At 40.8% G+C, this 13,565-nt stretch carries 12 protein-coding genes; all 12 read right to left on the bottom strand.

Going from position 1 to position 13,565, the window contains the following annotated elements; all coding sequences use genetic code 11:
* Nucleotides 1-53 precede the first annotated feature (53 nt).
* A complete protein-coding gene (locus ACLV7H_RS04635; RefSeq protein WP_045591560.1) occupies nt 54-188 on the bottom strand; it encodes a DUF4044 domain-containing protein in 135 nt (44 codons plus the stop codon).
* A gap of 29 nt (nt 189-217) precedes the next feature.
* Complete coding sequence (locus ACLV7H_RS04630) at nt 218-394, bottom strand: PspC domain-containing protein (protein ID WP_411866496.1); 177 nt, start codon at nt 392-394, stop codon at nt 218-220.
* Between the two features lie 32 nt (nt 395-426).
* Nucleotides 427-1,752 carry a glycosyltransferase family 4 protein gene (locus ACLV7H_RS04625; RefSeq protein ID WP_411866495.1) on the bottom strand — a complete coding sequence of 442 codons (1,326 nt, stop codon included), beginning with the start codon at nt 1,750-1,752 and terminating at the stop codon, nt 427-429.
* 8 nt (nt 1,753-1,760) lie between these two features.
* Nucleotides 1,761-2,804: a glycosyltransferase family 4 protein gene (locus tag ACLV7H_RS04620; protein WP_411866494.1), complete on the bottom strand. Its 1,044-nt coding sequence runs from the start codon at nt 2,802-2,804 to the stop codon at nt 1,761-1,763.
* A 112-nt stretch (nt 2,805-2,916) separates the two neighbouring features.
* Complete coding sequence (locus ACLV7H_RS04615) at nt 2,917-3,246, bottom strand: metal-sulfur cluster assembly factor (RefSeq protein ID WP_045591663.1); 330 nt, start codon at nt 3,244-3,246, stop codon at nt 2,917-2,919.
* A 13-nt stretch (nt 3,247-3,259) separates the two neighbouring features.
* Complete coding sequence (gene rpoD / locus ACLV7H_RS04610) at nt 3,260-4,369, bottom strand: RNA polymerase sigma factor RpoD (protein WP_045591562.1); 1,110 nt, start codon at nt 4,367-4,369, stop codon at nt 3,260-3,262.
* 2 nt (nt 4,370-4,371) lie between these two features.
* Nucleotides 4,372-6,132 (bottom strand): DNA primase, encoded by a 1,761-nt coding sequence (dnaG, locus tag ACLV7H_RS04605; RefSeq protein WP_411866493.1) that lies wholly within the window; start codon nt 6,130-6,132, stop codon nt 4,372-4,374.
* A gap of 195 nt (nt 6,133-6,327) precedes the next feature.
* Nucleotides 6,328-7,086: an ABC transporter ATP-binding protein gene (locus tag ACLV7H_RS04600; RefSeq protein ID WP_411866492.1), complete on the bottom strand. Its 759-nt coding sequence runs from the start codon at nt 7,084-7,086 to the stop codon at nt 6,328-6,330.
* Nucleotides 7,083-7,949: an ABC transporter permease gene (locus ACLV7H_RS04595; protein WP_411866491.1), complete on the bottom strand. Its 867-nt coding sequence runs from the start codon at nt 7,947-7,949 to the stop codon at nt 7,083-7,085. Before ACLV7H_RS04595 ends, ACLV7H_RS04600 begins: the two co-directional genes overlap by 4 nt.
* A gap of 65 nt (nt 7,950-8,014) precedes the next feature.
* A complete protein-coding gene (gene trpX / locus ACLV7H_RS04590) occupies nt 8,015-9,010 on the bottom strand; it encodes a tryptophan ABC transporter substrate-binding protein (protein ID WP_125847295.1) in 996 nt (331 codons plus the stop codon).
* Between the two features lie 427 nt (nt 9,011-9,437).
* On the bottom strand, nt 9,438-12,134 hold the full coding sequence (gene ppc, locus ACLV7H_RS04585; protein WP_411866490.1) for a phosphoenolpyruvate carboxylase: 2,697 nt from the start codon (nt 12,132-12,134) through the stop codon (nt 9,438-9,440).
* A gap of 23 nt (nt 12,135-12,157) precedes the next feature.
* Nucleotides 12,158-13,381 (bottom strand): cell division peptidoglycan polymerase FtsW, encoded by a 1,224-nt coding sequence (gene ftsW, locus ACLV7H_RS04580; protein WP_000703343.1) that lies wholly within the window; start codon nt 13,379-13,381, stop codon nt 12,158-12,160.
* Nucleotides 13,382-13,565: the final 184 nt, after the last annotated feature.

The following is a 13,565-nucleotide window of genomic DNA, read 5'->3' as shown; positions in this document are numbered from 1 at the left end:
AAAGGCTGGGGAGAACCCAGTCATTAGTTATTTTTTCTATCCTCGTAGCTTGCTTAGAATCTACTAAAAGCTCCAAGCGCAGTTGCAAAGATACCAGCAAGGGTAACAAACAACATGATGAGCACGATAACAAGTGTCACCTTTTCAAACAATGTTTTTTTACGTTTTCCGTTATCTCCAAAAGCCATAACTTCTCCTTTTTCTATATAATTCTAATTTAATATTCTGTTGAAACTGGTGCAATCAACCATGAAATGATATAAGCAAGGACTCCTGTCCCATAACAAAATGCAAGAACAGCCCAAATGACACGAACAATTGTTGGATCAATATCAAAATAATGAGCAACTCCTGCGCATACTCCACCAATCTTTTGATCTTTCCCGCTTCTCATTAATTTTTTCATTATTTCTTTCTCTTATTCTATTATTTGAATTCGTCAATCCAATAATCTCTGATGCTAGACAATTGTTTTCGAGACGCTCTTAAAATACGCTTGGATTCTTTTACCGGGCTTGTAACAGCCTGTTGAGGTAGATAGAGAATCGTTTTTAAGAAGCGTTGACTGACAGGTTGACCATCATGTAACTCATGTTCAAAGTTATTTGAGATAATGGCATCAAGGTAAAACTCATGAACTCGTTTCCCAAAATTTTCAGCCGAAATCTCGTACAACTTATCCGCCAACTTTTGTTCTGACATATCAGGAGTAGCGATCAAGGCTTCAAGGATAGCTCCTGCAAGCTCTCGTTCTCCATAGTAGAGGGTCCCAAACATTTTATCATTGATCAGATTTTCAAGATAGGGATTACCATGAGCGATAACAGGAGTTCCACTGGCTAGACTTTCTAGATAGGTTAAGCCCTGAGTTTCACTCGTAGAGGCAGAAATGAAGAAATCAGCTGCTTTATAGTACAAGGCTGTCTCACTTGGAGCAATCATACCAGTAAAAATTACATATTTTTGTATGTTTAAATTCTCTGCTTGCTCTTTCAGACTGTCCAGATAAGGTCCGTCTCCAGCAACAACCAACTTCACCTTATCTTCTTCTTTCACTACCTCAGCAAAGGCATTTAGTACTGCTTGGATATTCTTCTCAAAGGAGATACGCGAAAGGCTCAGCAGCATTTTCTCGCCTTCCTGAATACCTAACTTCGAACGAAGCTCTTGTAAGTTTTCCTCTTTTATCTCAGGTCGTTCAAACTTAGCCAACTCAATACCAGTTGGGATGACACGCTTTTCAACCTTGACTTTGTATTTAGATAAAAGGTCACGAACAATCTCACTAGGGCAAATAACGCCATCTACATCATGAAGGAAACCTCGTACCAAATATTTTACCATACTCGGACGAATTAGCATACCCTTAGCAATGTAATGCACATAGTCTTCATACTGGGTATGATAGGTATGAATAACTGGAATTTTCAATTCTCTAGCAATCCAAATCCCTAACAAACCAAGTGAAAATTCTGTCTGGGTATGAATGATGTCGAGTTGATACTGCTTGGCAATTTCAAGCGCCTTTGTAAAACCTCTGTAGGCAAATCGTCGATCCTTAAATGCAAAGAAAGGGACACTCGGAATGCGAATAATTTGCCAATCCTCATATCGATTCACATCTTTATCTGTTGTTGTAAAAATAAAAACTGCATGTCCTTGCTTTTCAAGCTCTGTCTTCAAGGTCCGAATACTGGTCGCAACTCCGGAAACCTGAGGAAAATAAGTGTCTGTAAATAAACCAATTCGCATAAATTACCTCACTTTTTGCCCAACGCAGCCTGTTCTCGATAAAATTTTAACCAGATTTCCAACAAATGCTCCTCAGAGTACTCTTTGGAAATTTCGCGAGCTTTTTCTTTCAAGTCTTTCAACTTTTCAGGATGATCTTTGTATTCGAGAATAGCTTCTCTCATCTCTGAAACATCACTTGTAGCACGATAATTCCCATCAAGAATAACCTTATACAGATCCAAGTCCCTCAACATAATCGGAGCTTCGCAACTAGCGGCCTCTAAGATGGTCATAGGGAATAATTCATTGTAACTTGGTAGCAAGAATAGATCCGCCATAGCGTAAAGTTCTCGCATCCGTTCCGGTGACACAATTCCAGGGAAAATAAGATTTTTTGGTGGATCATCCATAATCTTCTTGTAGCGTTCATAACCATCTGTCATCCCACCAAATGAAAAACCACCTGCCCAGATAAAGGTAATTTCTGGCAATTGCTCAGCAAGACGAATAAAATCATCAATTCCTTTACGTTTCTGAACCTGACCCGCACCGATTACGACAAACTGATCTTCCGCGAGATCCATTTCCTTCCGGAGTTGTACAACTTGTTCAGCTGGTAATGGATGCCATTTTTCTTTGTTTACAAAGTTTGGAATATAAGTTACTTTTTCACGCGGAATACCAGCAGCCACTAAATCCTCGATAAACATGGGATTGACCACCACCAAGTGTTCCATTCGGTTATAAAAGGAAAAAACATAGCGTTTGACAATTCCTTTTAGGAAAAATGGAATCTTCAAACTCCCCTCAAGCGTATCAGGCAAAAAATGCACATAGCCAATTTTTCTCCCAGAGCGTTTCTTTTGGAAAGTAGATAAATAATAGGAGAAATCAATTGTATGAAAGTGAGTTACATCCGCTTCTACAGGAAGATTCTCTGTAACAATCAACAGGTCTTTGGCATCGCGGTGAAGGAGACTAACCAATTCTCGATAAGCTCCTGACACTCCTTGACCAGCTACTTTTTCACTTGAACTTAGCATATTAATACGCAATTTTTCGTTTTCCATACCTTTCATTATACCATTTTATTTCCAGAAAATCAGCAAAAGAAAGAAGAGACCATAGGAAAAAGGATAAATTTACCCTATTTTCCAATCGTCTCTCTCATTTTTTTAGTCTTTATTTAATTCCTAGGGCGATACGCGCGTATCGGCTCATTTTTTCAACCGTCCAAGCTGGATACCAGACCAATTTAACTTCGGTATTAGTTACCTCAGGCACATCTGTCATCGCATCGTGTATTTGGTCTGTCAAAAGATCAGCCAGTGGGCAGCCCATAGTTGTCAAGGTCATATCAATTTCAGTGTGACCAGTTTCACCATCAAATCGAATTTCATAAATCAAACCTAGGTTGACAATATCAATCCCCAACTCAGGATCAATTACTTCTTCCAAGGCGTTTAAAATGCGTGTTTTGATCGTTTCAATTTGCTCTTTTGTATAAGCCATGTTCATCCTCACTCTAATCTTCAATAAAATCACGAAGCGGTTTGCTGCGACTTGGTTGACGTAGTTTTCTCAAAGCCTTGGCCTCGATCTGACGGATACGTTCACGAGTCACGTTAAAGACTTTACCAACATCTTCAAGAGTACGCATTTTCCCATCATCGAGCCCGAAGCGCAAGCGCAAGACGTTTTCTTCACGGTCTGTGAGAGTATCCAAAACCTCATCCAACTGCTCACGCAAAACGATTCGAGTTGTGTAGTCTACTGGATTTTCAATCACTTCGTCTTCGATAAAGTCCCCAAGATGGCTATCGTCCTCTTCTCCAATCGGTGTTTCAAGTGATACTGGCTCTTGGGCGATTTTCAAGATTTCACGCACCTTGTCAGGTGTCATATCCATTTTCTCAGCGATTTGTTCAGGTGTTGGATCTTGACCCAATTCTTGAAGAAGATTCCGCTGTTCACGGACAAGCTTGTTAATCGTTTCAACCATGTGAACAGGAATACGAATGGTACGAGCCTGATCAGCAATGGCACGAGTGATCGCCTGACGAATCCACCAAGTTGCATAAGTAGAAAACTTAAAACCTTTTGAATAGTCAAACTTGTCCACGGCCTTCATCAAGCCCATATTTCCTTCTTGAATCAAATCAAGAAACTGCATACCACGACCTACGTATCGCTTAGCAATCGAAACTACCAAACGAAGGTTGGCTTCTGCAAGACGCTGTTTGGCTTCAATATCACCAGCTTCAACAGCTAAAGCCAATTCTTTTTCTTCTTCGTTGGTCAAGAGAGGAACAACCCCAATTTCCTTCAAATACATACGGACAGGGTCATTAACCTTAGCAGAAGTTGAACCAATCAAATCCTCATCACTGAGTTCAGGCTCTTCTTCTGCACTAAGAACACGCGCACTTGGATTTCCTTCGTTATCTGTGATAGAAATTCCAGCATCCTGAATCCGTTGCAAAAGGTCTTCAATGCCGTCTGCATCCAGGGTAAAAGGAATAACCAGACTTGAATTGATTTCGTCGTCTGTTGCTGTTCCTGTTTTTTTGTGGTTACGGATAAAGTCTGCTACTTGCACATCAAATGTGGTTACTTCTTTTTGTTTTTTTGCCATTATTACTCCATTCTTCTCTTTTGGGAAATCAATCGTTGCAATTCTTCCAAGGCTGTGTCTGTATCTCCTACATGACTAGCCTCCTGCACTTTCTTTTTAATTCGTAAGTTGTCCTTGCTGAGGAGAGCACGGTTTCGAGTCGCTTCGACTTCCATTAGCTCTTGAGGCGACATCTCAGCTGGCAAATCCAAGCTAAGCACGTGGTACCAAGCATTTTCAACCTCAGGCGTCTGATGAGAAAGCTCCTCTGAGCCGATTTCTCCCTGCTCACTTAATAATTCGTAAAGAATCTGAAATTCTGGGGTATCAAAGAAAAAATCTTCTCTTAATCGGTAGTCATTTAGAACAACTGGATTCTCAGCCATCCTATAGAGGAGATGAGCCTCTGCTCTCATGACTGCCGTCAGTTGTCGCGTTACAGGTAAATTAATCGCTGCTGAAGGTTGCTCCTCTTTGACTCTTTCCTGCCTTTGAACAATCCGACTTTCATTTACAATCTGCTCCACCTGTTGGTAATCAAAAGAAGGTAGATTGTCCGCCAAAATGTGGATATAAGAATTCTGGGCAGTGATAGACTTTTCTTTAGCGATTAGGGGTGCAATCTTTTCAATGAACTCAATTTGCGCCTGCAAGTTATCACTATTTTCCGGCTTGAGCTGGTGAATATAGAACTCTATGGGACTAATCCGAGTCTTGGTTAAAAGGTAAGCCAGGTCTTCAGCAGAATTCTTTTGTAAATACTCATCTGGGTCCATGGCATCAGGTACTCGGACAACTTCCACTGAAAAGTCTTTTAACTCCTCTAGTGCCTTGGCTGTTGCTGCCTGCCCTGCCTTGTCGCCATCATAGCTGAGAACAATCTTTTTGGTGAAGCGTTTGAGGTGGTCAACATGCTCCTTGCTTAAGGCTGTTCCCATGGAAGCTACAGCATTTTCTATACCAGCGCGGTAGGCCGCGATAACATCCATGAAGCCTTCCATCAGATAGAGCTCTGTGATCTTACCTGTTCCCTTTTTTGCCTTGTCCAAATGATACAATTCGTAACTCTTATTAAAAATTGCAGTCGAACGACTATTTTTGTACTTGGCAGTCTGATTATCTGTTTCTTGCCAAATACGACCTGAAAAGGCAATGACCTGTCCCTTATCATTGGTCAAAGGAAAGACAATACGTCCGAAAAAAGTATCATAAAACTGATTGCCATCTGACAGATAAAACAAGCCCGAATCCAATAAATCCTTTTCCTCAAACTTGCCAGATAAACGTTGGTAAAGATAGTTTCTCTCGGCTGGAGCTAGTCCAATCTGGAAGTGCTTCAGAACATCATCCGTCAATCCACGTTTGTAGAGATAAGCCCTTGCTTCTTCTCCCATCTTGGTCGTCATGAGGATGGCATGGTAAAAGCGTGCAGCTTCTTCATGCATATCATATAGAGCTTGATGAGGAGAAAGCTGTTGAGGACGAGACTGGATAGGCATGGCTAGTTGAATACCGACGCGCTCACCTATGAGCTGAACGGCTTCCATAAAGGACACACCTTGGTATTCTTCGATGAACTTAAAAACATCTCCTGAGCGCCCACAGCCGAAACAGTGATAAAACTGCTTGTCTTCAACGACGTTGAAAGAGGGGGTCTTTTCACCATGAAAAGGACAGAGCCCTAAATAGTTCCGTCCAGCTTTTTGTAAAGAAATCACGTCACCTATGACTTCCACAATGTTGGCATTGTTTTTGATTTCTTCAATGACTTGCTTGTCAACCATACACAATACCTCCATCTTATCATAGTTTCACGTAAACTAGTATAGCTTATTTCTGAAAAAAAGTAAACCATTTCATACGCTTTCCGTAATTCTCTTTGCCTTATTTTTCTAGATAGAAAGAGGAGATAAAAAACTCAGAAACACTTCCATGTTTCTAAGTTTTTCTTCACTATTTTTTATGAACAACTCTCTACTTTACTCAAATAATTGATAGTAGTCTGAAATCTTCATTTTTGCTTTTTCTTCTTTGTTCAAATCTTGAATGATACGTCCTTCTTTCATAACGATGAGACGGTTTCCATACTTCAACGCATCCTCCATATGGTGGGTAATCATGAGGGCAGTCAGCTTATCTTTTGTGACAAATTCATCCGTTAGTGCCATTAAAGCCACGCTGGTCTTGGGGTCGAGTGCTGCTGTGTGTTCATCTAACAAGAGCAACTCTGGTCGCTTTAATGTTGCCATCAAAAGACTTAGGGCCTGACGTTGACCACCTGATAGAAATTCAATAGGAGTATCCAGATGTTTTTCAAGACCATTTCCAACCTTTTCAATGGTAGCCTGAAACTCTTCTCTATGGCTTGATAGTCTTCTAGGAAGAAGTCCTCTCTTCTCACCACGAAACTTGGCAATCAAGAGATTTTCCGCTACCGTCATACGTGGAGCCGTACTCATCTTAGGATCCTGAAAGACACGAGACAAGTACTTAGCCCGCTTTTCAGGTGAAAAATGCGTTACATCCTCGCCCATGATACGGATACTTCCACTTGTTAGAGGTAGGGTACCTGCAATAGTGTTAAAAAGAGTTGACTTCCCAGCTCCATTTCCACCTAGGATGGTAATGAAATCATGTTCAAAAATTTCAAGAGAAACATCATTCAGAATGATTTTTTCCTCATCAAAGCCATTCGTGATGACTTTGGTGGCATTTTTTAATTCTACAATTGCTGTCATTTGCTAAACTTGACTCCTTTCAGGTATTTGCTTTTGAAGGTTGGAATCATAAGGCAAACTGCCAAAATCAAGGCGCTATACAAACGAAGATAACTTGTATTAAACCCAAGAGCAATCACTCCCCAGACGAGAAACTGATAAGCAATAGATCCCACGACAATGGTCATGAGTCGCTCTGCCAGGGTCAAACTCTTGAACAAAACCTCACCAATAATCAAGCTAGCAAGCCCTACGACAATCACGCCAATTCCTCGAGAAACATCCGCGTATCCTTCTTGTTGAGCAATTAAGGCTCCTGCAAGCGCGATAATCCCATTTGAGAGAACCAAACCCAAGAGTTCCATACGTCCCGTATTGATACCAAAGCTACGAGCCATATCGGGATTGTCACCTGTAGCGATGTAGGCCTGACCTAGTTTGGTATCAAGGAAAAAGAGCATGAGACCAATTACAAGAGCTACAAAGATTAATCCAGTCAGGAGTTGATTGAGATCCGAATCAAAAGGCAAAACATCCTGAATTTGCTTAGTCCCAAGAAGCCCCAAGTTGGCACGTCCCATAATCATCAGCATGATGGAATGGCAGGAAGTCATGACTAAAATCCCTGATAAGAGGGTTGGAATTTTTCCTTTGGTATATAAGAGACCTGTCGCCATTCCAGCTAGACAACCTGCTCCTACTGCAGCTAAGGTCGCCAAAAACGGATTGACTCCCTGTGTTATCAAGGTTACAGCGACTGCTCCCCCAAGAGGAAAAGAACCTTCAGTAGTCATATCAGGGAAATTCAAAATTCGAAAAGTCATAAAGATTCCCAAACCTAAAATCGCCCAGACCATTCCCTGAGAAATAATGGATACTATCATAATCTTTCACTCATTTCTTTCTTTAGTAAAAATGGGAGGAGATGTGTCCAGCTCCTCCTTTATCTTTATTCAATCACTTGTCCCGCTTCTTTTAGAACGGACTCAGGAATGGTAATACCAAGTTCCTGCGCTAGTTTTTTATTAATCACTGACTTACCAGTTGAAAAGACATTAACTGGCGTATCAGCTGGTTTTTCACCTTTCAAAACTTTGGCAATCATTTTACCAGTAGCCACTCCAAGATCGTGTTGGTCAACTACTACAGATGCTAATCCACCTGCTTCTACCATGGCAGTGGCACTTGGGTAGATTGGCTTTTTAGCTGTTTGGTTACTTGAAACAACTGTTGAAAATGCGGATGCGATGGTGTTGTCAATTGGAACCCAAATTGCATCGACCTTGCTTGTCATGACATTAACTGTTGAAGCAATTTCGTTAGTCGATGGAACGGCAAATGTTTCGACTGTCAAGCCTGCTTTTTCAGCATAAGCCTTGAATTCTTCTACCTGTGTTTTTGAGTTATCTTCACTGCTTGAATAAAGAGCTCCGATTGTTTTGACATTTGGTGTCAAAGTTTTAATCAATTCCACTTGCTGTTCAGCTGGGTTATGATCTGACACCCCTGTGATGTTGCCACCTGGTTTTTTCAAATCTTTGACCAAGTTAGCACCGATTGGGTCTGTAATAGCAGCCATGATAACAGGTAGATCTTTTGTAGCACTAGCAAGTCCTTGAGCAGCTGGTGTTGCAATCCCAACAACAACGTCGTTTCCATTTGCCACCAATTGTTTACTCATGGTTGCAACCTTGCTCTGATCACCTTCAGAGTTCATAAAGTCGATTTTTACTTGGTCGTCCTTATAGCCTTCTTCAGCTAGTCCATCTTGAATCCCCTGATAAATCAAGTCCAAAGATGGGTGACTAACAAATTGAAGAACACCAACCTTAGCAACCTTTTGCTCCACCTTCGCTGCTGGCTTGTTCATAGATGAATAAATCAAGCTAGCCACTACCAATACTGCTAATCCAGCAATAATTCCAATCAAACGTTTATTTTTCATATTCTTTCTCCTTTTAAATCACTTGTATAATGCTCTTTTCAACAAAACAAGCGACGCCATCGTTTAAATTCCATCATCATCCTCCTAATAGAAAAAGTCCTCACACAAAAAACTTGTGTGAGGACGTCGATGCGCGGTGCCACCTCAATTATAGGGAATCCCCCTATCTCTCAATCTCGCTTCACGAGTTGCACTGTAAGGTGTGCTCACCGAATTTTTATGATTTCAAATTCTTAAGTACATTCAGCCCAATTTCATCAATTTCATCTATCTGCTTTCACCAACCACAGACTCTCTAAAAAATGAGCAAGATTACTTTCTGAATGTTTAAATTATATCATTTTTCAACTACTTGTCAAGCTTATTTTTAGAATTTTTTAAACAATTCAAAAACTTCCCCTTGAAAAAAGAGGAAGTTTGTAGAATATCAGCCAGAATTACGTAAACCAGTTGCAATTCCGTTGATAGTTGTATGGATCAGTTTTTCTTCGTCTGCCGATAATTCTCCGCGACGTTGACGTTTGATCAACTCCAACTGGATGTAGTTCAGGATATTAAAGTAAGGCATACGATAGTTTAGACTGTCTTTTAGGTAAGAGTTTTCTGCCAAGAGTTCGTCATAACCTTCGATAGCTAAAATAACGTCCTTAGTCAACTGCCATTCATCTAAAATAGTGTAGTAGATAGCTTGTACTTCTTCGTCTTCACAAAGCTTGGCATATTCAAAAGCAATGTTCATATTAGACTTAGACAAGACCATGTCTACATTGGAAAGCAAAGATTGGAAGAAAGGCCAGTTTTGGTACATATCACGAAGGAATTCGATATTCTTTGGATCTTGATCAATAAACTCTTTAAAGCTTGATCCTACACCATACCATCCAGGGAACATGACACGGCTTTGTGACCATGAGAAGACCCAAGGAATGGCACGCAAACCGCCAATTTCAGTGATGGTCTTACGAGCTGCTGGACGCGAACCGATATTGAAGCTTGAAATAGCCTTGATTGGACTTGATTCAAAGAAATAGTCATAGAAATGTTCATTTCCAAAGACCAAATCACGATAGATATCGTAGCTACGGTCCACTACTTGATCCATAATAGCTTCGTAACGATTTGACGTATTGGTATCGCTCTTCTTCTTGGTAATCATACGGTTAATGGCTGCAGAAACCAGCATTTCAAGGTTATAATAGGCTGCATCTTTGTTACCGTATTTGTTTCCAATGACTTCTCCTTGCTCAGTCAGACGGATACGGTCCTTAATAGACTTGAGTGGTTGAGATGTGATGGCTTCATAAGTTGGTCCACCACCACGACCCACAGTACCACCACGACCATGGAAGAAAGTAACCTTAACGCCAAATTCATCCCCAATAGCCGTCAGTTGTTGTTGCGCTTTATAGAGGGTCCAACATGATGATAGATAACCACCATCCTTGTTACTATCAGAGTAGCCAAGCATGATTTCTTGGTAGTTGTCTTTTGAAGCAATCCATTTTTTAGCCAAAGGTAGAGAGAAATATCTTCTCATAGTCTCTTCTGAGTGATCCAAGTCTTCGATTGTTTCAAAGAGGGGAACAATCTGAACGCGGGCTTTTTGGGCATCCACCAAGCCGACTTCCTTAAGCATAATGGCTAGCTCTAACATATCGGATACACTGGTTGCGTGAGAAATGATGGTTTGACGAATGACGTTTTCACCTAGTTTGTCCTTCAACTTACGCGCAGCTTTAAAGATAGAGAGTTCTTTTTCAAGCAGTTCTGACTTTTCAGCATGAGTCGCTGAGAGGATACGAGGATCTTCTTCCAACTCTTTTAAGAGGAGAGCGCATTTTTCGTCTTCAGAAAGGTCACTATAATGGTCGTTAACACCAGCTGATGCTAGCAATTCAGCCACACAGGCTTCGTGAACACTAGAATCCTGGCGCATATCAATAGAAGCAAGGTAGAAACCAAAAATTTCGACAGCTTGCATCAACTCGACAAATTCTCCTGAAATCAGGTATTCTCCTTTGTTCTCAAGGAGAGAGTCGCGAATGGCCAACAAATCTTGATAAAATTCATCTGCAGTGGCATATCTAGGCTGAAGGTCCTTGTCTTCAATGAGATAAGCCTTGGTTGCCTGCATCTTAGCTTGGATATCAAAGAGTGCTCTACGATAAAGTTCTTTTTCACGATAAATGGAGTTGTCTTGTGACTTCAGCGCCATCTCACGGACCTTGTCGCTGACATTCACGATGCTGGTTGAAAGTGAAAATTCACGGTAAAGATTATAAATCTTTTCATCATAGTAGTTCATGATGACTTCGCACTGAGTCAAGGCTGATTTGTTGAGGGTTTCCGCAGTTACGAAAGGATTTCCATCACGGTCTCCTCCTATCCACATCCCCATGGTAATTGGTTTTGGATGTTGGAGCTCAATACCTTGTTCTTTGGCTAATTTTTTATACTCAGCCGTCAAACGGGGAACAGCATTCAAGAAAGAACTTTGATAGTACTCCATCACGTTGGTAATTTCGTTGGTTACTTTCAATTTCTTCTCGCGAATCATGTCCGTTTGCATGATAATCTCAATATAACGACGGAGATCCGTGTGCCATTTTTCTTTGTTAATCAAGCCTAGTTTGACATCACGGTACTTGCGCAAAAGCGTATGGATATGGTTGGTCAAATCCAGCATACTCTTACGTTGTACTTGCGTTGGATGGGCGGTTAAGACAGGAACGACATTTAACTTTTCTAAAATTTCGGCTGCATTTTCTTTTTCAGCTACCATCTTAATCGTTGTAGATAGTTTCCCTAGATAGTCTTGGTCCACATTGTTTTGGTGATTGATTTCATAGGCCAAATCCACATCCTCAGAGATATTAATCAAAAGTGGAAGGATAGAGAAATAGCGTGAAATGTAAATCATTTCTTCATTCGAAAGACTGGTCACTAGGTCATTGAGCCCTTGATAATTCTCACTAGTTGATAATTCCTTCAACTGGATAATCTTTTCAAAGGTTTCTGGCGCCAGCATATTCTTTGTGATATCTTCTAATAGCTCAGTCAGAATCAAGACTTCTTCTTGGACTACTGCTTTATTACTATAGTTTTCTAATTTTTGAAGAGACATATACTTTCCTTTCCATTCAATCCTTACAGACTTTCATCGGTTTGATTCTCGTATTCTCTGATAAGTTTGGCACGTTTTTCACTTGCATCAATGTTCAGTACAAGCGCGATTGCTACGGATAATACCAATAGACTGTTCCCACCTTGTGAAAGGAAGGGGAAGGTTACCCCTGTAGAAGGAATCAACCCTGAAATCCCACCGATATTAACAAAGACCTGAACAAGGATCATCCCTCCGACACCAATAGCAACCATAGAGTTAAAAGGATCCTTTGCTCGAATACCAACCAAGATGATTCGCAAAATCAAGAAGAATAGTAGAGCCAAAATCATACTGGCTCCTACGAATCCAAACTCCTCGATAACGATCGAAAAGACGAAATCCGTATGGGCTTCTGGCAGATAACCACGTTTCTCAATGGAATTTCCTAATCCAAGTCCGAACCAGCCACCATTTACCATTGCATAGTAGGAATTTGCGAGCTGGTGTCCTGCACCCGCCAAGTCATTAAAGGGATTAAAAAAGGCACTAAAACGTTTAGCAACGTAACCAAATACAGGAATTTGAGAGAACTTTTCAACCCCAACAAAGCGAATGACAGACAAGACTAACATTGAGCTCCCTGCCAAGAGAGCCAGAATGGTCGAGAACCAACGATAGGCTATCCCACTAACCGTATACATGATGAGCGCCACCAAGACCAAGATGGTCGCATTTCCCAAGTCTGGGAAAATCCCCAAACTACCAATCAGAACCAGCAGAACAAAACGCCAGTCATTAAAAGCTCGAGGTAGCCACTGATTCTGTGTCAAAACCTGGAAGTCATAAACCGCAATCTCATCTTGTTGTTTTGAAAATCGATGTGCTAGGTACCAGATAATGATAATCTTAAGGTACTCTGCAGGCTGAATCGTTACAGGTCCGACAGAAATCCATCCGTATGCTCCATTGACAGGTGTTCCGACCAGTCTCGCCAGAGCTAAAAGAACCATCTCCACAATCATTACGATAAAGATGAGACGTCCGTTTCTTAGGAAACCTAATTTTAATTTATAGATTAAGGCAATCAGAATCAAACTAGCTATCCAGAAGATCCCCTGGTTACGCACCAATTGAAAGGCGCTTTTTCCTTCTTCAATCAAGGTTGCACTCGTTGTCGAGTACACCACTATCAGCCCCAAAATCGATAAAAGGAAGTAAGGGATCAAAATGGAATAGTTTAGTAGGTGCCTTTTACTAATTTTCATATTTCACCACTCTAATAGGAACAGACGCTTCTGTTCCCAATTCCGTTTTATTTTCTAGTTTTGATTGCTATTATACCACTTTTTCAGAAAGAAAAAAACTCTTATCCTTTAATCCTTCGAATTTTACCCATTTTCTAGTATCAGGTATAAAAAAAACAAATCTCTTTTGAGATTTGTTTTTTGC

The organism is Streptococcus oralis (genome assembly GCF_965111685.1).
Classification (GTDB): Bacteria; Bacillota; Bacilli; order Lactobacillales; family Streptococcaceae; genus Streptococcus; species Streptococcus oralis_B.
Note: the sequence above shows the minus strand (reverse complement) of the source record. Positions and strands in the feature narration are given on the sequence as shown.

Excerpts from the sequence above, each read along its gene's own strand:
- trpX (WP_125847295.1), bottom strand. The coding sequence starts at position 9,010 with ATGAAAAATAAACGTTTGATTGGAATTATTGCTGGATTAGCAGTATTG.
- ACLV7H_RS04635 (WP_045591560.1), bottom strand. The coding sequence starts at position 188 with ATGGCTTTTGGAGATAACGGAAAACGTAAAAAAACATTGTTTGAAAAG.
- ACLV7H_RS04600 (WP_411866492.1), bottom strand. The coding sequence starts at position 7,086 with ATGACAGCAATTGTAGAATTAAAAAATGCCACCAAAGTCATCACGAAT.
- ACLV7H_RS04595 (WP_411866491.1), bottom strand. The coding sequence starts at position 7,949 with ATGATAGTATCCATTATTTCTCAGGGAATGGTCTGGGCGATTTTAGGT.
- ACLV7H_RS04630 (WP_411866496.1), bottom strand. The coding sequence starts at position 394 with ATGAGAAGCGGGAAAGATCAAAAGATTGGTGGAGTATGCGCAGGAGTT.
- dnaG (WP_411866493.1), bottom strand. The coding sequence starts at position 6,132 with ATGGTTGACAAGCAAGTCATTGAAGAAATCAAAAACAATGCCAACATT.
- ACLV7H_RS04615 (WP_045591663.1), bottom strand. The coding sequence starts at position 3,246 with ATGGCTTATACAAAAGAGCAAATTGAAACGATCAAAACACGCATTTTA.
- ACLV7H_RS04625 (WP_411866495.1), bottom strand. The coding sequence starts at position 1,752 with ATGCGAATTGGTTTATTTACAGACACTTATTTTCCTCAGGTTTCCGGA.
- rpoD (WP_045591562.1), bottom strand. The coding sequence starts at position 4,369 with ATGGCAAAAAAACAAAAAGAAGTAACCACATTTGATGTGCAAGTAGCA.
- ppc (WP_411866490.1), bottom strand. The coding sequence starts at position 12,134 with ATGTCTCTTCAAAAATTAGAAAACTATAGTAATAAAGCAGTAGTCCAA.
- ACLV7H_RS04620 (WP_411866494.1), bottom strand. The coding sequence starts at position 2,804 with ATGGAAAACGAAAAATTGCGTATTAATATGCTAAGTTCAAGTGAAAAA.
- ftsW (WP_000703343.1), bottom strand. The coding sequence starts at position 13,381 with ATGAAAATTAGTAAAAGGCACCTACTAAACTATTCCATTTTGATCCCT.